Genomic DNA, 18,437 nt, shown 5'->3' with positions numbered 1-18,437 from the left:
TCATCCCTTCACGGATCCGAGCATCACCCCCGAGACGAAGTGACGCTGCACGAACGGGTACACGCACAGGATCGGGATGATCGCCAGCACCATGGTCACGGCCTCGACGTTCGCCGAGATCGCCGCGCTCGTCGAGCCGATGGCCGCGGCGCTCTCCGCGGTTGTGGTCGAGGCCCCCGCGATCAGATTCCTGAGATGCAGCGAGAGCGGGAACAGCTCGCTCTTGTCGAGGTAGAGGAACGCCGAGAACCAGTCGTTCCAGTAGCTCACCGAGTAGAACAGCGTCATGGTTGCGAGCACCGCCTTCGACAGCGGCATCACGATGCGCGTGAAGATCCCCCACCAGCCGAGCCCGTCGATCCGCGCGGCCTCCTCGAGTTCGCGCGGCATGTTCTCGAAGAACGACTTCATCACAAGAAGGTTGAACACCGAGAGCGCGCCCGGAAGCACGACGGCCCACATCGTGTTCTTCAGCTCGAGGGATGAGATCAGCACGTAGTTCGGGATGATCCCGCCGTTGAAGAACATCGTGAACACCGCGATGCCGATGAGCACGTTGCGTCCGCGCAGGTGCTGCTGCGAGATCACGTACGCGAACGTCGTCGTCAGCGCCATCGCCAGCACGGTTCCCACGACCGTGTAGAGCACCGTGTTGCCGTAGGTGCCCCAGAACCTGCCGTCGGATGTGACCGCGTGATACGTGTCGAGGTTGAAGCCGACCGGCAGCGCGTTGACGAGCCCGGCCTTGATCGCGCCGGAGCTCGAGAAGGACTGCGCGATCAGGGTGACGAACGGGTACAGCGTGAGGAGGCAGATGACCACCAACGCCGTGACGTTGAACCACGTGAACACGCGGTAGCCCGTCGAGTCGCGGGGGCCTCGGGTGCGGGGGCCGACGGCCTTGCCGGTCACGATCGCTTCGGTCACCACAGGCTTGCTCCCACCACTCGCCGCGAGATGAAGTTCGCGGACAGGACCATCACGAGGCCGATGCACGCCTGGAAGAGGCCGATCGCCGCCGCGTAGCTGAGATTGTTCGAGACGAGACCCACGCGATACAGGTACGTCGAGATCACGTCAGCCGTCTCGTACGTGAGCGGCGCGTAGAGAAGCAGCACCTTCTCGAAGCCGACGTTGAGGAACGTCCCGATGTTCAGGATCAGCAGGGTGATCATCGTCGGCCGGATGCCGGGAAGCGTGACGTGCCACGTCTGGCGCCACCGGCCGGCGCCGTCGATCCGCGCCGCCTCGTACAGCGAGTCGTCGACCGTGGTCAGGGCAGCGAGGTACAGGATCGTCCCCCAGCCCACGGTCTGCCAGACCTCCGAGCCGACGTAGATCACCCGGAACCACTCGGGGCGCTGCAGGAACGGGATCGCGTCGCCGCCCATCGCCTCCACGATCTGGTTGACCGTTCCCTGCAGCGACAGCAGCTGCATCACGACGCCCGCGACGATGACGATCGACAGGAAGTGGGGGAGGTAGGTGATCGACTGCACGATGTTCTTGAACGCCCGCTTGCGGACCTCGTTCAGCATGAGCGCCAGGATGATCGGCAGCGGGAAGCACACGACGAGCGTCAGGGCCCCGAGGATCGCGGTGTTCGCAAAGACGTGCCAGAACGTGGCGTCCGAGATGAACATCTGCACGTAGCGAAGCCCGACCCACTCCTCGCCGAGGATGTTCCCGCCGGGCCGGAAGCGGCGGAACGCGATGACGTTGCCGAGCATCGGCACGTACCGGAAGACGAGCAGATAGATGATCGGCACGAGCGCCATCGCGTAGAGCACGCCGTCGTGCCGCAGCGTCTTGCGCCACGGGATCCTCGCGGGCCGGCGCCCGCGCCCTCCGGGGCGTCGCGACGGCGCCAGCGGCGGGCGGACGGCGGCGCCGTCACGCGCGGGCGGTGGTGGATCGGTGACGGCGGTCGTGCCGCTCGTCGCCGCGTGCGTCAGTTCCATGTCTGCACCTTCAACGGATCGGATGGCAACGGATCGGATGGCAACGGATCGGATGGCGGGTTCGGCGGGGCGCTCGCACCCCGCCGAACCCGGAGCGGACCGATCAGCCGTTCTCCGCGGCGTAGCGCTCGTGGGCGCCGTTGATCAGGTCGAGGTAGCCCTGCAGGTTCTGGCCCTCCAGCTCGCTCACGAACGCGTCCCACTCGGACAGCGGGCGCTCACCGAGGATGAACTTGAGCGTGTTGGTGTCGACGGTGTCCTTCAGCGGCGTCGACAGCAGCGACGCCTGCTCGAGCTCGGCCTCGTCGAGAGGCGCGGGCGGGAAGGGATCGCGCGGGGTGCGGTTGGTGAGCACGGAGTCGATGTAGTCGACGAACGCGGGCACGTTGTACGACTCCTTCAGTGCGCGCGACTCGGTCGACCCCGACAGCGGGTCGTTCGAGTAGCCGAGGTCCTTCTGGATGTCGGTCGGGGCGTCCGGGTTGATGTTGAACGCGTCGAGCGAGTACTCGGGGTTGAGCTGGTAGCTTCCGTCCGCGCCCTTGGTGTACGTCTCTCCCTCGACGCCCCAGCGCAGCAGGTCGCGCGCCTCGGGGCTGTAGTACAGCCAGTCGAGGAACTGCAGCAGGGCGATGAAGTTCGGGCTCTCCTCGGCCTCGGCGGTGAGCATGAAGCCGTTCCAGAAGTTGCGGGGCTCGACGATCTGACCGGCGGGTCCGCCCGGAGGGGCGATCTGCACGACCTCGTAGCCCTCGGCGCCGGCCGCCTCGAGGGCCGCGTTGAACTCCTGGACGGTGCCGTTCGCGCCCGAGGCGGCGAAGACCTGCCCGGCGGCGAACTTCTCCAGCACGGTGCTGCTCCCCTCGACCGCCGCCGTGAACGACTCGGTGTCGAGCAGGCCGTCCTCGACGAGGCCGTGGAAGTACTCGACCATCTCCTTGTATCCCTCGTTGGTCGCGGCGTACTCGAACTCGCCCTTCTCCTCGTTGAAGAAGGTGCCGTTGCCGAAGCCCCAGCCGGCGACGGTGCCGAACGCGTGGGCGGCGTAGTTGAGCATCGACTGACCCTCGAAGCCGTCGGCGAGCGGTGTGCTGTCCGGATACTTCGCCTTGATCTTCTCCAGGACGGTGCGCAGGTCGTCCCAGGTCTCCGGGACCTCGGCGCCCACCTCCTCGATGATGTCCGTGCGGACGACGAGGGTGAACGTCGGGACGGAGACCTCCTGCAGGCCCGGCATCATGTAGTACTTGCCGTCGGCCTGGCGGAGGTTGTCGATCATGTCGCGCAGGTCCCACTCGTCCACGTACTTCTGGAAGTGGGGCATGTGGTCCTCGTAGTCGCTGAGTGCGACGACGGCGCCGGTGGCGGCGAACTGCCTCTCCTCGCCGGTGTACACGAGCGGGATGATCTGGGGCGCGTCGCCGGCGCTGATCAGCAGGCTGCGCTTCTCCAGGGCGTCGCTGAACGGGATGTTCGTCAGCTCGAGCGAGACGTTTGTGCGTTCGGCGATCTCGTCGAAGACCTCCCATGAGTCCTTGATCGGCGTCTCCGGCCAGTCGGTCCAGAGCATCGAGAAGGTCAGCGGCTCGGAGGCCGTGAACGTCTTGTCGACGCCGTAGCCGCTCATCGAGCCCGCGTCGTTCTCACTGCCTGCCGGCTCCTCGCTCGAGCCGCCGGCGGTGCATCCGGCGACCGCGAAGAGGGTCCCGGCGACGGCCAGTGCGGTCGCGGCCCTGGCGAATCGGCGCGCCGGTCGCGCGGTCAGTTCACGCTTCATGTCTCTCCCTTGAGAACTGTGCCCGGACGTCGTCGGCCGAGCCATGCGGTGCCGGGGAGCGGATGCCTCTCGCCCTCGTCCCGTGCGGATTTTAACGTCAAACTATGTGCCGCCATCGGTTGCGTCAAGGGAAACATTTATCGATATAGTCCAGGTCACTGCCCATGCGCTCGACGGAGCGCGGCGCACCGGCGAGCGGTGACATGATGCAGGGGGGAGGGATCGCCATGGTGACGATGTCGGATGTCGCGCGAGAGGCCGGCGTGTCGACGATGACCGTGTCGAACGTCCTTAACGACCGCCGTCCGGTGGGTGCGCCGACGCGTGCGCGAGTGCTCGCGGCCGTGGAGTCGCTCGGATACGAGGTGAACCTGACGGCGCGCAACCTGCGTGCCGGACGCACGGGCACCGTGGCCCTGATCGTGCCGAGCTTCTACGACTACTACAGCGAGCTCGCCGACGCCGTCGCGCGGGAGGTGGAGGCCGGCGGGCGTCACCTCGTGCTCGAGCGCACGACGGCGAGCGCCGAGCTCGAGATGGCCTCGGTCAGCCGCGCGCGACTGCAGCTGTACGACGGCGTGCTGATGTCCTCGGTCGGGCTCGATCGCGAGGATCTCGATCGCATCCGCAGCTCCACGCCGATCGTGCTGCTGGGTGAGCGCGATGTGCCCGATCGCTTCGACCACGTGCGACTCGCGAATGAGGCCGGGGCCCAGGAGGCCACCGCGCACATGATCGCTCGCGGCTCCCGCCGGATCCTGGCCCTCGGCTGCACGTCGGGGGACGCGCATGCCATGACCTCCGATCGGCGTGTGGGATGGGAGCAGGCCCACCGCGACGCGGGGCTGCCGATCGACGAGCGGTACGTCGTCCCCATCGGCGACTACTCCTTCGAGGACGCGCGGCGCACCCTTCTGAAGGTGATCGCGGCGGGCCTGCCCTTCGATGCGGTCTTCGCCGCCACTGACGTCATCGCACTCGCGGCCCTCGGTGCGCTGCACGAGTCCGGGCTGCGCGTGCCGGACGATGTGAGGGTGTCCGGCTTCGACGACCTCCAGGTATCGAGGTACGTGCCGCCGGGGCTGACGTCGGTCGATCCCGGGCACGAGACCGTCGCGCGCGAGGCGGTGCGGCTGCTTCACCGTCGGTTGGCCGATCCGGATGCGCCGGCCGAGCACGTCGCCACGCCCGTGCGACTCGTCGTGCGCGGTTCGACGCGCTGATCCGGCCAGCTGCGCTACCGTGTCGCGGATAACGCTTTCCCGTCGATCGAAGGAGATCCAGTGCACGCCTCCGCCGCGTCCGAGCTCGTCGCTCCCGCCGCCCCGATGGCGGCGACCCGGCACCGACCCCTCGCCGTACCGGCCGTGCGTCTGCGCGGCGGCGCCCTCGGGCGATGGCAGCGACTGAACGCGGAAGCGACCATCCCTCACTGCATCGCGCAGGTGGAGTCCTCGGGAGTGCTCGACAACTTCCGCCGCATCGTGGGGGAGTCGGACGCAGCCCACCGCGGGTTCGTGTTCGCCGACTCCGACCTCTACAAGACCATCGAGGCTATCGCGTGGGAGACCGCGCGCAGCGGCGAGCGGCGGCACGAGGCGTGGCTCGACGACGTGATCGCGCTCGTCGCCCGGGTCCAGGAGCCGGATGGATACGTGCACACCTGGATCCAGGGAGTGCATCCCGATAAGCGGTTCGCCGAGCAGGAGTGGACCCACGAGATGTACGTGGCCGGCCATCTGATCCAGGCGGCCGTGGCCCTCGCGAGGGCGTCCGGGCGCACGGATCTCCTCGACATCGCCCGCCGCTTCGCCGACCTGCTCGACGACCTCTTCGGCCCGGGGCGGCAGGATGCGATCTGCGGGCACCCCGAGATCGAGACGGCCCTCGTCGAGCTCGCCCGGTTCACCGGGGAGGAGCGGTACCTGGCGCTCGCGGCGAAGATGATCGATCTGCGAGGTCGGGGGGTCCTCCCAGCCGGCGCCTTCGGCCCCCAGTACTTCCAGGACCACGTCCCCGTGCGCGAGGCCACGACCGCCATCGGCCACGCGGTGCGCCAGCTGTACCTGAACGCCGGCGTGACCGATCTGCTGCTGGAGGCCGACGCCCCCGGCCTCCGGGCGGCGATGGACGCGCAGTGGGCGAGCGTGCACGAGCGGAAGATGTACCTCACCGGCGCCTTCGGTGCACGGCACCGCGACGAGGCGTTCGGCGACGACTACGAGTTGCCGTCCGAGCGGGCCTACGCCGAGACCTGCGCGACCGTCGCGGACATCCATTGGACGTGGCGGATGCTGCTCGCGGACGGCGCCGCGGGGCCCGCGCGCTACGCCGAGACGATCGAGCGCGAGGTTCACAACGCGCTCGCCGCGGCCGTCGACGCGTCGGGAACGCGGTTCTTCTACGCCAACCCGCTGCAGCAGCGCCCCGACCGTCACTCGGAGGAGAACGCGCCGCGGCAGCGCACGTCCTGGTACTCGTGCGCGTGCTGCCCGCCGAATGTCGCACGCACTGTGGCGCAGCTCGGGGCGTACGTCGCGTCGGCGACGGACGGCGCGCTCTGGATCCATCAGCTCGCGGATGCCGAGATCGACCTCCCGGCGCCGCTCGGCTCGGGCACGGTCAGGGTGTGCACAGAGTACCCGGTCGACGGCCGGGTCGACATCGAGGTCGCCGGCGACGTCGCCGCCGGGGCCGTGCTGCGCGTGCGGGTGCCGAGCTGGTCGTCCGCATCGTCGCTCGAGGCCGCGGACGGCGCGCACCCGCGCGAGGCGGACGGCTACGCGACCGTCCCGCTGGCGCCCGGCGCGCACTACCGCCTGGAGCTCGACCTGACGCCGCGCTTCACTCGGGCCCACCACCGCGTGGATGCGCTCCGCGGTGCGCTGGCGGTCGAACGCGGCCCGCTCGTCTACTGCGTCGAGCAGGCGGATCTCCCGTCGACGCTCGCGGTGGACGACCTCGTCCTGCTGCCGGCCGACCCCGTCTCGGGCGAGGACGGGACGCTGCGCCTGCGGTGCGCCGAGGCGGCCGAGCCCGATGACCTCTACCGCTCGGGCCAGCCCGTCGCGGCGCGCGGGGAGCACGAGGTCACCGCCATCCCCTTCGCCACCTGGGGCAACCGGGCGCCAGGCGCGATGCGCGTCTGGCTCCCCACCCCGTGACCGACCATCCGCATCCACAGAAGGAAAGAGCGACCGTGAGCACGCCGACGACCACCGCGATCATCGACCTCGACCTGCCGGGGCCCACCATCTCGCGCCACGTGTACGGCCACTTCGCCGAGCACCTCGGGCGCTGCATCTACGGCGGGTTCTGGGTCGGCGAGGACTCGGACATCCCCAACGAGCGGGGTCTGCGGTCCGACGTCGTCGACGCGCTGCGCGCGATCCGGATCCCGAACCTGCGGTGGCCGGGCGGCTGCTTCGCCGACGACTACCACTGGCGCGACGGTATCGGCCCGCGCGATCAGCGCCCCAGGATGGTGAACTCGCACTGGGGCGACGTGGTCGAGGACAATTCGTTCGGCACGCACGAGTTCATGGACCTGTGCGAGATGCTCGGCGCCGACCCCTACATCTCGGGGAACGTCGGGTCGGGAACCGTGCAGGAGATGTCCGAGTGGGTCGAGTACCTCACGCGCGGCGACGACTCGCCGATGGCCGCGCTGCGCCGCGCCAACGGCCGGTATGAGCCGTGGAAGGTGCCGTTCTGGGGCCTCGGCAACGAGGCCTGGGGCTGCGGCGGCAACATGCGCGTCGAGACGTTCTCGGCGCTTGCCCGCCAGTACGCGACGTACGCGCGCAACCACGGCGGCAACGAGCTGTATCGGATCGCGGCGGGTGCCGACACCGCCGACTATCACTGGACCGAGACGCTGATGCGCTCGTTCGGCGATCTCGCGGCCGATCCGGCGGCTCCGGTGGCGCCGTTCCAGGCCCTCTCGCTTCACTACTACACAATGAGCGGCGACTGGGCCGACAAGGGCAGCGCCACCGAGTTCACCGTGGACGAGTGGTACACGACGCTCGCCCGGGCCCACCGGATGCACGAGCTGCTGACGCGGCACTCGACGGTGATGGATCGCTACGACCCGCACCGCAAGGTGGGCCTTGTGGTCGACGAGTGGGGAACGTGGTGGAACGTGGAGCCGGGCACCAACCCGGGCTTCCTGTACCAGCAGAACACCCTGCGCGACGCGCTCGTCGCGTCGGTGCACTTCGACGCGTTCCACGCCCACGCCGACCGCGTGGTGATGACGAACATCGCGCAGACGGTCAACGTGCTGCAGGCGATGATCCTGACCGACCCCGACAGCGGCGCGCTCGTGCTCACGCCGACGTACCACGTGTTCGAGATGAACACCGGGCACCACGATGCCGACGCCCTCGCCGTGCATCTGCGCGACGTCCCCACGCTCACGGCGGCCGGCCGGGAGCTGCCGCTCGTCTCGGCGTCGGCATCGACCACGGGGGACACCGCGCTGATCTCGCTGTCGAATCTCGACGCGGAATCCGGCCGCACGGTCCTCCTGGATCTGCGGGGGCGGCACGTGATCGGCCACTCCGCGCGGATCCTCGGGGCGGAGGGGCTCGGCGCGCACAACACGCCCGACCGGCCGTCGGACGTCGCCCCGCGCGCTCACGACGGCGTGCGCCCGAGCGAGCGCGGGCTCGAGGTCGACCTTCCCGCGCATTCGTACGTCACGGTGGCGCTCGAGCTGGCCTGAGCAATCCCGGCGCGAACCGCCCGGACGTCGGCGGACCGGGCTACGCTCGCTGCATGCGCGCACTCTGGCGCGACCATGTGGTCGCCGACACCCCGGACGATCGGATCGTCGAGATCGAGGGCAACCGGTACTTCCCGCCGGACTCCCTCGACCGCTCGATGTTCCACGCGAGCCCGACGCCGTACACGTGCCCCTGGAAGGGCGAGTGCCAGTACTGGACGCTGCGGCACTCCCAGGGCGACGTCCACGACGAGTCGATCGATGCCGCCTGGAGCTACCCGACGCCGCTGCACAGCGCGATCGAGCGGGTCGGCGTCGACTTCTCGGGCTACGTCGCCTTCGGCGACGAGGTCACCATCCTTCCCTGAGCGGCCAGCGTGAGCATCGAATTCCGGTCCGTCCGGAAGACCTACGCCGACGGACGCGGCGAGATCGTCGCGGTGGACGACGTCAGCCTGACGGTGCCGTCCCACCGGACCGTCGTGCTGCTCGGGTCGTCGGGGTCCGGCAAGACCACGCTCCTGCGCATGGTGAACCGGATGGTCGACCCCACATCGGGGGCGGTCCTGATCGACGACGAGGACGTGAAGGACCGGGATCCGGTCGCCCTGCGTCGCCGGATCGGCTACGTCATGCAGCAGGCGGGCCTGCTTCCGCACATCCGCGTGGTCGACAACATCGCCACGGTGCCGCTGCTGAACGGCGTCGGCAGGCAGGAGGCGCGCGAGCGCGCCCTCGAGCTCATGGAGGTCGTGGGCCTCGACCCGAGGTTCGCGAGCAGGTACCCCTCCCAGCTGTCCGGAGGGCAACAGCAGCGGGTGGGTGTCGCCAGGGCTCTCGCGGCCGACCCGAACATCCTGCTGATGGACGAGCCGTTCGGCGCGGTCGATCCGATCGTCCGCCGCGAGCTGCAGCAGGAGCTGCTGCGCCTTCAGCGCGAACTGGGGAAGACGATCCTGTTCGTCACACACGACGTGGACGAGGCCTTCCTGCTCGGCGACGAGGTGGTCGTCATGGCCACCGGCGGGCGGATCGTGCAGCGCGGGACGCCGGCCGAGATCCTGACCTCTCCCGCGGACGACTTCGTCGCCGACTTCGTCGGGGGAGGGCGGCGCGAGCTCCACGTGCGCCGCACGGCCCACGGAAGCGTGGTCGTCGACAGCGACGGCCGCGTGCAGGGAGTGCTGCGCGGCGGAGACGACGGATGACCTGGATCGCCGACAACGTCGGGCTGATCCTGTCGCTGACGGTCGAGCATCTGCGGCAGAGCCTGCTGCCGATCCTGTGGGGCCTGCTGCTGTCGCTGCCACTGGGGTGGGCGGCGCACCGGTGGCGCGCGCTGCGAGGCCCGGTCATCGCGGTGACGGGGCTGCTCTACACGCTTCCCTCGCTCGCGCTGCTGCCGCTTCTTCCCGTGATCTTCGGGATCAGCGCGCTCAGCGAGCTGAATCTTATGCTCGCCCTGACGATCTATGCGGTGGCGATCCTCGTGCGCGCCGTCGCCGACGGCTTCGACTCGGTCGACGGCGACGTGCGCCGGGCCGCGGTGGCGGTCGGGTACGGCCCGGTGCGGCGGTTCTGGGGTGTCGAGCTGCCGCTGGCCGGACCCGTGATCCTCGCGGGCCTGCGGGTCGCGGCGGTCAGCACCGTCGCGCTGGCGACCGTCGGCATCCTGATCGGGGTCACGAACCTCGGCTACCTGTTCACGAACGGATTCCAGCGCCGCATCGTCGAGGAGATCCTCGCGGGCGTTGTCGCCGTGGCGATCGTCGCGCTGATCGTCGACGTGCTGCTCGTACTCGCCGGCCGTGTGCTGCTGCCGTGGGCGCGCGTCGTCGCGCCGAAGGGGGCGAGGGCGTGAACCTGCTGCTGGAGGCGCTCGCGTGGCTGTTCTCGCCCGAGCGGCTTGACGGCTCCCACCCGCTGCCGGAGGCGTTCCTCACCCACCTCGCCTACACGTTCGGCGCTGTCGCCATCGCCGCGGCGGTCGCAATCCCGGCCGGCTGGGCGATCGGGCACACCGGACGAGGGCGCGAGCTCGCGGTGGGGATCTCGGGAGCGGCGCGGGCGATCCCGTCCTTCGGCCTGATCCTGCTGCTCGTGCTCGTCTTGGGCGTGACGCGCAAGCCGGAGGCGGCGCTCATCGCATTTGTGCTGCTGGCGATCCCGCCGATCCTCGCGGGCGCCTACTCGGGGCTCGAGGCGATCGACCGGCGGATCATCGATGCCGGCAGGGCGCAGGGGATGAGCGAGTGGCAGATCCTGTGGCGCATCGAGGCTCCGCTCGGGCTCGCGCTGCTCGTCGCCGGTCTGCGGTCGGCCGTGCTGCAGGTCGTGGCCACCGTGACCCTGGCGGCCTACGTCAATCTCGGTGGTCTCGGCTACGACATCATCCAGGGGCTGCAGCTGCGCCGCTTCGAGCAGGTGCTCGGGGGCGCGATCGCCGTCGCCGCGCTCGCGCTCGTGCTCGACGGGGTGTTCGCCCTGCTGCAGCGGGCCGCGGTGCCGCGGCACCTGCGCGGCGGTCCACGCCTTCTGTCGCGGACCGGTCCCCGTGTCCCCGTCCCGGCGTAGGCTCGGCGCAGGACGACGGGAAGGGACCTGGGTCATGGCACGGAACGGGATGAAGCGGGGCGCGGTCGGCGGCGCCATCGGACTTGCGCTCACGATGGCGCTCGCAGGGTGTGGCTCGAGCGACCCCCTCGCCGAGCCGTCGGGAGACGCATCGGCCGCGGCCGCCGGCGGTGACGCGATCGTCGTCGGCTCGCAGACGTACCCCTCGAACGAGATCATCGCCGAGATCTACGCGCAGGCGCTCGAGGCGAAGGGCTTCGAGGTCGAGCGCAAGTTCAACATCGGCCAGCGCGACGCGTACCTTCCCTCGCTCGAGAGCGGCGAGATCCAGCTCTTCCCCGAGTACAGCGGCAACCTGCTGCAGTTCCTCGACGAGGACACCGAGGCGCGCACGCCGGATGACGTCTACGCGGCGCTGACCGAGGCGCTCCCCGAGAACCTGACCGCCCTCGAGCAGTCGACGGCGACGGATCAGGACTCCTACACGGTCACGGCGGCCTTCGCCGAGGAGCACGGTCTCGAGACCATCGGCGACCTCGCCGGGGTGGAGGGCCCGCTGACGCTCGGCGGGCCGCCCGAGCTCGAGGAGCGGCCGTACGGGCCGAAGGGCGCCAAGGAGGTCTACGGCGTCGATCTCGAGTTCTCGGCGACGGGTGACACCACGGTCGAGGATCTGCTCGCCGGGACGATCGACGTGGCGAACGTGTTCACGGCCGACCCGAAGATCGAGACCGAGGACCTCGTGCCGCTCGCCGACCCCGAGGGGCTGATCCTGTCCTCGAACGTGGTGCCGATCGCCTCGAGCGAGGTGGCCGATGAGATCGCTGACGTGATCGATCCGGTCAGTGCGGCGCTCACGCCCGAGGGGCTCGTGGCGCTGAACGTGCAGAACACTGTCGAGCAGCGCTCGGCTGCCGAGATCGCCACGGAGTGGCTCGCGGACAACGGCCTCGGCTGAGCCGAGATGGACCTCTTCGGGGAGACCCGGGCCGCGTACCGCGATTTCGCGCGCTACGCGGCGGGCGCGTCGGAGACCTTCGCCGACTGGGCTCTCGCGGCGGCGGATGACGATCGGGTCTTGGCCTGGCTCGACGAGTTGCCGCCCCTGAAGCGGCAGCCGAACCTCGTCTTCGCCGCCGCGCGCCGTCACGGTGTGCCGGCGCCCGAACCATACGACGGCCTGCGGGACGCGCTGCTCGGCGACGACGGTCCGGCGATCCGCGAGACGATCCTCACGCACGCCACGCAGACGAACGAAGCCGGCAGGCTCGGCACGCTGCTGCCGGCCCTCGCGCTCGCCGCGGGGCAGCGGCCGCTCGCCCTGATCGAGGTCGGCGCCTCGGCCGGGCTGTGCCTGCTTCCCGACCGCTGGGCGTACCGCTGGCGGACGCCGAGCGGGGAGCGCACCCTGGGCGCGCCGGGGGAGCCCGAGCTCGTGACTGAGGTCACCGGACCGGCGCCTCTGCCCGTCGAGCGTCCCGAGGTCCTGTGGCGGCGCGGGCTCGATCTCGATCCGATCGACGTGCGCGACGGCGACCAGGTGCGCTGGCTCGAGACCCTCGTATGGCCCGAGCAGCACGACCGCCTCGCTCGGTTGCGCGCGGGGGTGGCGCTCGCGCGGCGGGATCCGCCGCCCGTCGTCCGGGGCGACCTGCGGGCCGACCTGGATGCGCTGATCCGGCAGGCGCACGAGGAGACGGACGGCAGCGCCGCGGTCGTCGTGTTCCACAGCGTTGTGCTGATGTACCTTGACGAGCAGGATCGCCGCGCGTTCGCCGCCGACATGCGCGAGCGCGTCGCGGAAGGGCGCTGCCGCTGGGTCGGCCTGGAGCCACCCGGCGTCGTCCCCGGGATGAGCGCCGATGCCCCTCCGGCGCAGCTGCTGCTCGGCATCGACGGGGAGCACGTCGCGTTCGCCGACCAGCACGGCCGATCGCTTCACTGGCTCGACTGAGCCTCGCCCGGCGACGCGCTCGTGTGCGCTCGCGCCGCGATCCCGGCATAATGAACCGACGGGTGTGAACGTGCACATCCGCATGCCGCGCCTCAGGCGCAACGGGTCGGGTCCGGCGCAGCTGCCGAGCCAACCGGGTTAGGGGAGCACTCGTGGAACAGGCGTCGGAGCGTACGCGGATGCCGAGCATCCGCGACGTCGCGCGCCTTGCGGGCGTCTCGCACCAGACCGTGTCGCGAGTGCTCAACGACCATCCGAGCATCCGGCCCGAGACCAAGCAGCGCGTGCTCGACGCGATCTCGGTGCTCGACTACCGCCCGAACCTCGCCGCGCGCGCCCTCGTCACGAGCCGCTCCAACGTCATCGGCGTGATGTCGGCCACGATCGGCGAGTTCGGCCCCGCGTCGTCCATCGCCACGATCGAGGAGGCGGCGCGCTCGGAGGGCTACTCCGTCACGACGGTCAATCTGCCGGCGACGACGCCCGAGGCGATCGGGGCGGCCGTGCGTCAGCTCGTGCGCGAGCAGATCGCCGGAATCGTCGTGCTCGCGCCCCAGGTGCGCGTGTTCCATGTCCTGCGTGGAATGGCGATCGACGTCCCGTTCGTGAGTCTGCAGACCGCATCGGGCGCGACGGGGGAGAGCCTCGCGGCCGATCAGGTCGAGGGGGCGAGGCTCGCCACGGCGCACCTCATCGAGCTCGGCCACCGCGACATCGTGCACCTCGCGGGCCCCCAGGACTGGATCGAGGCCGAGTCGCGCATGCGCGGTTATCTCGACGCGCTGCGCGACGCCGACCTGCCGACGATCGCCCCCATCCGCGGCGACTGGACAGCGGACTTCGGCCATTTCGCGGGCCTCGAGCTCGCTCGTCGCGGCGACTTCACCGCCGTGTTCGCGGCGAACGACCTCATGGCGATCGGGCTGATGCACGGCTTCCGCGACGCCGGGCTCGACGTGCCCGGTCACGTCAGCGTCGTCGGCTTCGACGACATCCCGGTCGCGCCGCACGTCTGGCCGCCGCTGACGACGGTCCACCAGGACTTCCCCGAGCTCGGCCGGCGGGCGGTCGAGCTGCTGCTCGCCGACATCCGGGGCGAGAAGACCCCGGCGTTCGGCCCTCTCGAAGCGCGACTGCTGCCGCGCGCCTCGAGCGCCGCCCCCTGGCGCAGCTGACGCCGCTTGACATGCGACGCGGAGAGATGCACGATGTACTCCGATGTGAACGGTCACAAAACCTCGACGACTGAGGTTCCTCGATGAACGAGGAGAAGGCGTGACCCAGACAGCGAGGTCGAAGTGAGCAATACGGCAGCCTTCCCGGCGGTGTCGCCGCCCATCCTGGAGATGCGCGACATCTCGAAGGAGTTCCCCGGCGTCAAGGCGCTCTCGCACGTGAGCCTGACCGTGCAGTCGGGCGAGATCCACGCGATCTGCGGCGAGAACGGCGCAGGCAAGTCGACCCTGATGAAGGTGCTGTCGGGCGTATACCCGTACGGCACCTACACCGGCGACATCCTGCTGCGCGGCGAGGAGATGCGCTTCCGTGACATCCGCGCCAGCGAGGCCGCCGGAATCGTGATCATCCACCAGGAGCTCGCGCTCATCCCCGAGCTGTCGATCACCGAGAACATCTTCCTCGGCAACGAGGTGCGCTCGGGTATCGCGATCGACTGGCGCACCGCGCGGATGCGCGCGACCGAGCTGCTCGCCCGCGTCGGTCTGCGCGACGACCCCGACACCCAGGTGAAGGCGCTGGGCGTCGGCAAGCAGCAGCTCGTCGAGATCGCCAAGGCGCTCAACAAGGACGTCAAGCTGCTGATCCTCGACGAGCCGACCGCCGCCCTCAACGAGGACGACTCGCAGCACCTGCTCGACCTGATCCTTGGCCTCAAGGGCCGCGGCATCTCGTCGATCATCATCAGCCACAAGCTCAACGAGATCGAGCAGATCGCGGACGAGATCACCATCATCCGCGACGGCCGCAAGGTCGAGACGCTCGACATCACCAAGGGCGAGATCAACGAGGACCGGATCATCCGCGGGATGGTCGGTCGCTCGCTCGAGAGCCGGTACCCCGACCGCGAGTCGCACCCCGGCGAGGTCTTCTTCGAGGTGCGCGACTGGGTCGTGCGCCACCCCACCGTCTCCGAGCGATACGTCGTGAAGGGCTCCAGCCTCAACGTGCGCCGCGGCGAGGTCGTCGGCATCGCCGGCCTGATGGGCGCCGGCCGCACCGAGCTCGCGATGAGCATCTTCGGCCGCTCGTACGGCGAATACGTGTCGGGCACGATCATCAAAGACGGCCAGGAGATCGAGCTTCCCGACGTGTCGTCGGCGATCCGTCATGGCCTCGCCTACGTCAGCGAGGACCGCAAGGTGCTGGGCCTCAACCTGCTCGACACGATCAAGCGCTCGACCGTCTCGGCCAAGCTCTCCAAGATCTCCCAGCGCGGCGTCGTCGACGAGCGGCTCGAGCACCGCATCGCCGAGGACTACCGCAAGGCCCTGCGGATCAAGACGCCCAGCGTCGGCACGGGGGTGGCGACGCTCTCCGGCGGCAACCAGCAGAAGGTCGTGCTGGCGAAGTGGATGTTCACCGACCCCGACCTGCTGATCCTCGACGAGCCGACGCGCGGCATCGACGTCGGCGCGAAGTACGAGATCTACCAGATCATCAACGACCTCGCCGCGGCGGGGAAGGGCGTGATCGTGATCTCCAGCGAGCTGCCCGAGCTGCTCGGCATCAGCGACCGGATCTACACCGTCTTCGAGGGTCGGATCACCGACTGCCTCGACGCCGCAGACGCGACCCCCGAGGCGCTCATGCGCAGCATGACCTCCCTGAGCCAGAAAGCAATCGCATGACCAGCACCACGCAGACCGAGCACCGCGGCTTCCGCTTCAGCGACATCCGCACGATGTTCGGCGGCAGCCAGTCCGTCTCGCGCCAGTTCGGCATCCTCGGCGCGCTGATCGTCATCATCCTGCTGTTCCAGGTGCTGACGCTGATCTTCCGCGGCACGGGCCTGACGCTCTCCAGCGGCAACCTCATCAACGTCGTCAACCAGTACTCGTACATCCTGATCCTGGCGATCGGCATGGTGATGGTCATCATCATGGGCCACATCGACCTGTCGGTCGGATCGGTCGCGGCGTTCACCGGCATCATCGTCGCCAAGGCGATGGCCGACTGGAACCTCCCCTGGCCGCTCGCGATCCTCCTCGGCCTCGGCGTGGGCGTGCTCGTCGGCGCCTGGCAGGGCTTCTGGGTCGCCTACGTCGGGGTGCCGGCGTTCATCGTGACGCTCGCCGGCATGCTGTTCTTCCGCGGTGCGAACCAGTGGATCGGCGACTCGCAGTCCGTCACCGTGCCGCGTGAGTTCGTCTACATCGGCGCCGGCTACCTGCCGGAGATCGCCATCCCGCTTCCGTTCAACGTGCCCACGATGATCCTGGCTCTGCTCGGCGTCGCGTGGATCGTGTTCAACGAGCTGCGCCTGCGCCGCGTGCAGACCAAGATGGGCGCCGAGAAGGCCCCGCTGTGGGTCAGCGTGACGAAGATGGTGCTGCTCGCGGCGGTCATCCTCGGGGCAGGATGGATGTTCGCGACCGGCCGCGAGGGAACCAGCTTCCCCGTGTCGGGCATCATCCTGCTCGTCCTCGTCATCATCTACTCGTTCCTCACGAACAGCACCGTCTTCGGTCGCCACATCTACGCGGTCGGCGGCAACCGTCAGGCCGCGCGACTGTCGGGCGTCAAGGACCGCTGGGTCGACTTCTTCGTGATGATGAACATGTCGGTCCTGGCCTCGGTCGCCGGCATGATCTACGTCGCCCGCGCGACCGCCTCGGGTCCGCAGGACGGCAACGGCTGGGAGCTCGACGCGATCGCCTCGGTCTTCATCGGCGGCGCGGCGGTCTCGGGCGGCATCGGCACCGTGATCGGCTCGATCATCGGTGGCCTCGTGATGGCGTTCCTCAACAACGGTCTGTCGCTGCTCGGTGTCGACCAGTCGCAGGTGCAGATGATCAAGGGCCTCGTGCTGCTGATCGCCGTCGGCATCGACGTCTGGAACAAGCAGCAGGGCCGGCCGTCGGTCATCGGGTTCCTGATGAACCGACGCAAGGCGATCGCCGACTTCTCCGGCGACATCCAGACTCCCGCCGCGACGACCGCGGCGGGGAAGAAGGAGGCCTCGACTCGCAGCTGAGTCGCGATCTCGTTCCCCTCACACAGAACGCACTGTGCACAGAGAAAGAGTTGTGAATCACATGAAGAAGATCGCTCTCACCGCCACGGCGGCGGTCGCGGCGCTCGCGCTGGGCCTGACGGGCTGCTCCTCGGAGCGCGGCGGCACCGGCGGTGCGGCTCCCGGCGAGTCCGAGGCCCCGGCCGGGTTCGAGGAAGGCGCTCGCATCGGCGTCGCGCTGCCCGACAAGACAAGCGAGAACTGGGTGCTCGCGGGCGACCTGTTCACGCAGGGTCTCGAGGACGCCGGCTTCCAGGCCGACGTGCAGTACGCACCGGCCAGCAACACGGTCGCCGAGCAGGCGAACCAGATCCAGGCCATGGTCACCTCGGGTGCCAAGGTCATCGTGATCGGCGCGAAGGACGGCAAGCAGCTCGCCACCCAGGTCGAGGCCGCTCGCGACGCCGGCGCCTACGTGATCGCCTACGACCGCCTCATCGAGAACACCGAGGCCGTCGACTACTACGTCGCGTTCGACAACTTCAAGGTCGGCCAGCTCCAGGGCGAGGCGCTGCTCGAGGGCCTCGAGAAGAACGCCGGCCACGAGGCGCCGTACAACATCGAGCTGTTCTCCGGTTCGCCGGATGACGCCAACTCGGCCGTGTTCTTCAACGGTGCGATGGACGTCCTGCAGCCGAAGATCGACGACGGCACGCTCGTCGTGGGCTCGGGTCAGACCGAGATCGGTCAGACCGCCACGCAGGGCTGGCTCGCCGAGAACGCGCAGGAGCGCATGGACGGGATCCTGACGTCGACGTACAGCGACAAGGAGCTCGACGGCGTGCTGTCGCCCAACGACACGCTCGCCCGCGCCATCCTGACCTCGGTCGAGCAGGCCGGCAAGAAGCAGCCGGTCGTCACCGGTCAGGACTCCGAGGTCGAGTCGGTGAAGTGGATCATGGAGGACAAGCAGTACTCCACGATCAACAAGGACACCGCGCTCCTCGTCGACCAGACCATCAAGATGATCGGTCAGCTCCAGAAGGGCGAGGAGGTCGACGTCAACGACACCGAGCAGTACGACAACGGCGTGAAGGTCGTCCCCGCGTACCTGCTCGACCCGGTGATCGTGACGAAGGAGAACGCGGAAGAGGCCTACGCCAACGTCCCGAGCCTCCTCGAGATCGTCCAGTCCTACTGAGAAGTCCCCGGATCCTCCCCGCGCGGAGGTCCGTCACGCGAGGGCCGTC

At 69.3% G+C, this 18,437-nt stretch carries 16 protein-coding genes; 13 read left to right on the top strand and 3 right to left on the bottom strand.

What is annotated here, in order from left to right:
• From IR155_RS01585 to IR155_RS01575, 3 genes are all read right to left on the bottom strand, one after another.
• A complete protein-coding gene (locus IR155_RS01585) occupies positions 1-927 on the bottom strand; it encodes a carbohydrate ABC transporter permease (protein ID WP_406916863.1) in 927 nt (308 codons plus the stop codon).
• Positions 924-1,961 carry an ABC transporter permease gene (locus IR155_RS01580; RefSeq protein WP_135112483.1) on the bottom strand — a complete coding sequence of 346 codons (1,038 nt, stop codon included), beginning with the start codon at positions 1,959-1,961 and terminating at the stop codon, positions 924-926. The genes IR155_RS01585 and IR155_RS01580 overlap by 4 nt, the downstream gene beginning before the upstream one ends.
• 103 nt (positions 1,962-2,064) lie before the next feature.
• Complete coding sequence (locus IR155_RS01575; protein WP_135112481.1) at positions 2,065-3,738, bottom strand: ABC transporter substrate-binding protein; 1,674 nt, start codon at positions 3,736-3,738, stop codon at positions 2,065-2,067.
• A gap of 203 nt (positions 3,739-3,941) precedes the next feature.
• On the opposite strand from IR155_RS01575, the gene IR155_RS01570 reads away from it, so the two are divergent.
• The 13 genes from IR155_RS01570 (at position 3,942) to IR155_RS01510 (ending at position 18,388) form a co-directional block, all read left to right on the top strand.
• The gene (locus IR155_RS01570) at positions 3,942-4,961 is read left to right on the top strand and encodes a LacI family DNA-binding transcriptional regulator (RefSeq protein WP_228066503.1); all 1,020 of its coding nucleotides are present in this window, start codon (positions 3,942-3,944) and stop codon (positions 4,959-4,961) included.
• 60 nt (positions 4,962-5,021) lie between these two features.
• On the top strand, positions 5,022-6,902 hold the full coding sequence (locus IR155_RS01565; protein ID WP_233441060.1) for a glycoside hydrolase family 127 protein: 1,881 nt from the start codon (positions 5,022-5,024) through the stop codon (positions 6,900-6,902).
• Between the two features lie 35 nt (positions 6,903-6,937).
• Positions 6,938-8,467, top strand: coding sequence for an alpha-N-arabinofuranosidase (locus IR155_RS01560; protein ID WP_167760683.1), 1,530 nt, complete (start codon positions 6,938-6,940; stop codon positions 8,465-8,467).
• Between the two features lie 53 nt (positions 8,468-8,520).
• The gene (locus IR155_RS01555) at positions 8,521-8,835 is read left to right on the top strand and encodes a DUF427 domain-containing protein (protein WP_135112477.1); all 315 of its coding nucleotides are present in this window, start codon (positions 8,521-8,523) and stop codon (positions 8,833-8,835) included.
• A gap of 9 nt (positions 8,836-8,844) precedes the next feature.
• Complete coding sequence (locus IR155_RS01550) at positions 8,845-9,675, top strand: ABC transporter ATP-binding protein (RefSeq protein ID WP_135112475.1); 831 nt, start codon at positions 8,845-8,847, stop codon at positions 9,673-9,675.
• On the top strand, positions 9,672-10,328 hold the full coding sequence (locus IR155_RS01545) for an ABC transporter permease (protein WP_135112473.1): 657 nt from the start codon (positions 9,672-9,674) through the stop codon (positions 10,326-10,328). Before IR155_RS01550 ends, IR155_RS01545 begins: the two co-directional genes overlap by 4 nt.
• Positions 10,325-11,041: an ABC transporter permease gene (locus tag IR155_RS01540; RefSeq protein ID WP_135112471.1), complete on the top strand. Its 717-nt coding sequence runs from the start codon at positions 10,325-10,327 to the stop codon at positions 11,039-11,041. The genes IR155_RS01545 and IR155_RS01540 overlap by 4 nt, the downstream gene beginning before the upstream one ends.
• 34 nt (positions 11,042-11,075) lie before the next feature.
• Positions 11,076-11,999, top strand: coding sequence for an ABC transporter substrate-binding protein (locus tag IR155_RS01535; RefSeq protein WP_228066502.1), 924 nt, complete (start codon positions 11,076-11,078; stop codon positions 11,997-11,999).
• A 6-nt stretch (positions 12,000-12,005) separates the two neighbouring features.
• Entirely contained in the window at positions 12,006-12,995 is a 990-nt protein-coding gene (locus tag IR155_RS01530; protein ID WP_135112469.1) for a DUF2332 domain-containing protein, read from the top strand.
• Between the two features lie 179 nt (positions 12,996-13,174).
• Positions 13,175-14,170: a LacI family DNA-binding transcriptional regulator gene (locus IR155_RS01525; RefSeq protein ID WP_135112467.1), complete on the top strand. Its 996-nt coding sequence runs from the start codon at positions 13,175-13,177 to the stop codon at positions 14,168-14,170.
• A 171-nt stretch (positions 14,171-14,341) separates the two neighbouring features.
• Positions 14,342-15,862, top strand: coding sequence for a multiple monosaccharide ABC transporter ATP-binding protein (gene mmsA / locus IR155_RS01520; RefSeq protein ID WP_167760686.1), 1,521 nt, complete (start codon positions 14,342-14,344; stop codon positions 15,860-15,862).
• The gene (gene mmsB, locus IR155_RS01515; RefSeq protein WP_135112465.1) at positions 15,859-17,208 is read left to right on the top strand and encodes a multiple monosaccharide ABC transporter permease; all 1,350 of its coding nucleotides are present in this window, start codon (positions 15,859-15,861) and stop codon (positions 17,206-17,208) included. The genes mmsA and mmsB overlap by 4 nt, the downstream gene beginning before the upstream one ends.
• Before the next feature lie 61 nt (positions 17,209-17,269).
• Positions 17,270-18,388, top strand: coding sequence for a substrate-binding domain-containing protein (locus IR155_RS01510; RefSeq protein ID WP_135112463.1), 1,119 nt, complete (start codon positions 17,270-17,272; stop codon positions 18,386-18,388).
• Positions 18,389-18,437: the final 49 nt, after the last annotated feature.

Source organism: Microbacterium paludicola (assembly GCF_015235415.1).
GTDB lineage: Bacteria > Actinomycetota > Actinomycetes > Actinomycetales > Microbacteriaceae > Microbacterium > Microbacterium paludicola.
This window is presented reverse-complemented; position numbering and strand designations above follow the sequence as displayed.

Excerpts from the sequence above, each read along its gene's own strand:
- IR155_RS01580 (WP_135112483.1), bottom strand. The coding sequence starts at position 1,961 with ATGGAACTGACGCACGCGGCGACGAGCGGCACGACCGCCGTCACCGAT.
- IR155_RS01575 (WP_135112481.1), bottom strand. The coding sequence starts at position 3,738 with ATGAAGCGTGAACTGACCGCGCGACCGGCGCGCCGATTCGCCAGGGCC.
- IR155_RS01570 (WP_228066503.1), top strand. The coding sequence starts at position 3,942 with ATGATGCAGGGGGGAGGGATCGCCATGGTGACGATGTCGGATGTCGCG.
- IR155_RS01555 (WP_135112477.1), top strand. The coding sequence starts at position 8,521 with ATGCGCGCACTCTGGCGCGACCATGTGGTCGCCGACACCCCGGACGAT.
- IR155_RS01545 (WP_135112473.1), top strand. The coding sequence starts at position 9,672 with ATGACCTGGATCGCCGACAACGTCGGGCTGATCCTGTCGCTGACGGTC.
- IR155_RS01535 (WP_228066502.1), top strand. The coding sequence starts at position 11,076 with ATGGCACGGAACGGGATGAAGCGGGGCGCGGTCGGCGGCGCCATCGGA.
- IR155_RS01530 (WP_135112469.1), top strand. The coding sequence starts at position 12,006 with ATGGACCTCTTCGGGGAGACCCGGGCCGCGTACCGCGATTTCGCGCGC.
- IR155_RS01525 (WP_135112467.1), top strand. The coding sequence starts at position 13,175 with ATGCCGAGCATCCGCGACGTCGCGCGCCTTGCGGGCGTCTCGCACCAG.
- mmsA (WP_167760686.1), top strand. The coding sequence starts at position 14,342 with ATGCGCGACATCTCGAAGGAGTTCCCCGGCGTCAAGGCGCTCTCGCAC.
- mmsB (WP_135112465.1), top strand. The coding sequence starts at position 15,859 with ATGACCAGCACCACGCAGACCGAGCACCGCGGCTTCCGCTTCAGCGAC.
- IR155_RS01510 (WP_135112463.1), top strand. The coding sequence starts at position 17,270 with ATGAAGAAGATCGCTCTCACCGCCACGGCGGCGGTCGCGGCGCTCGCG.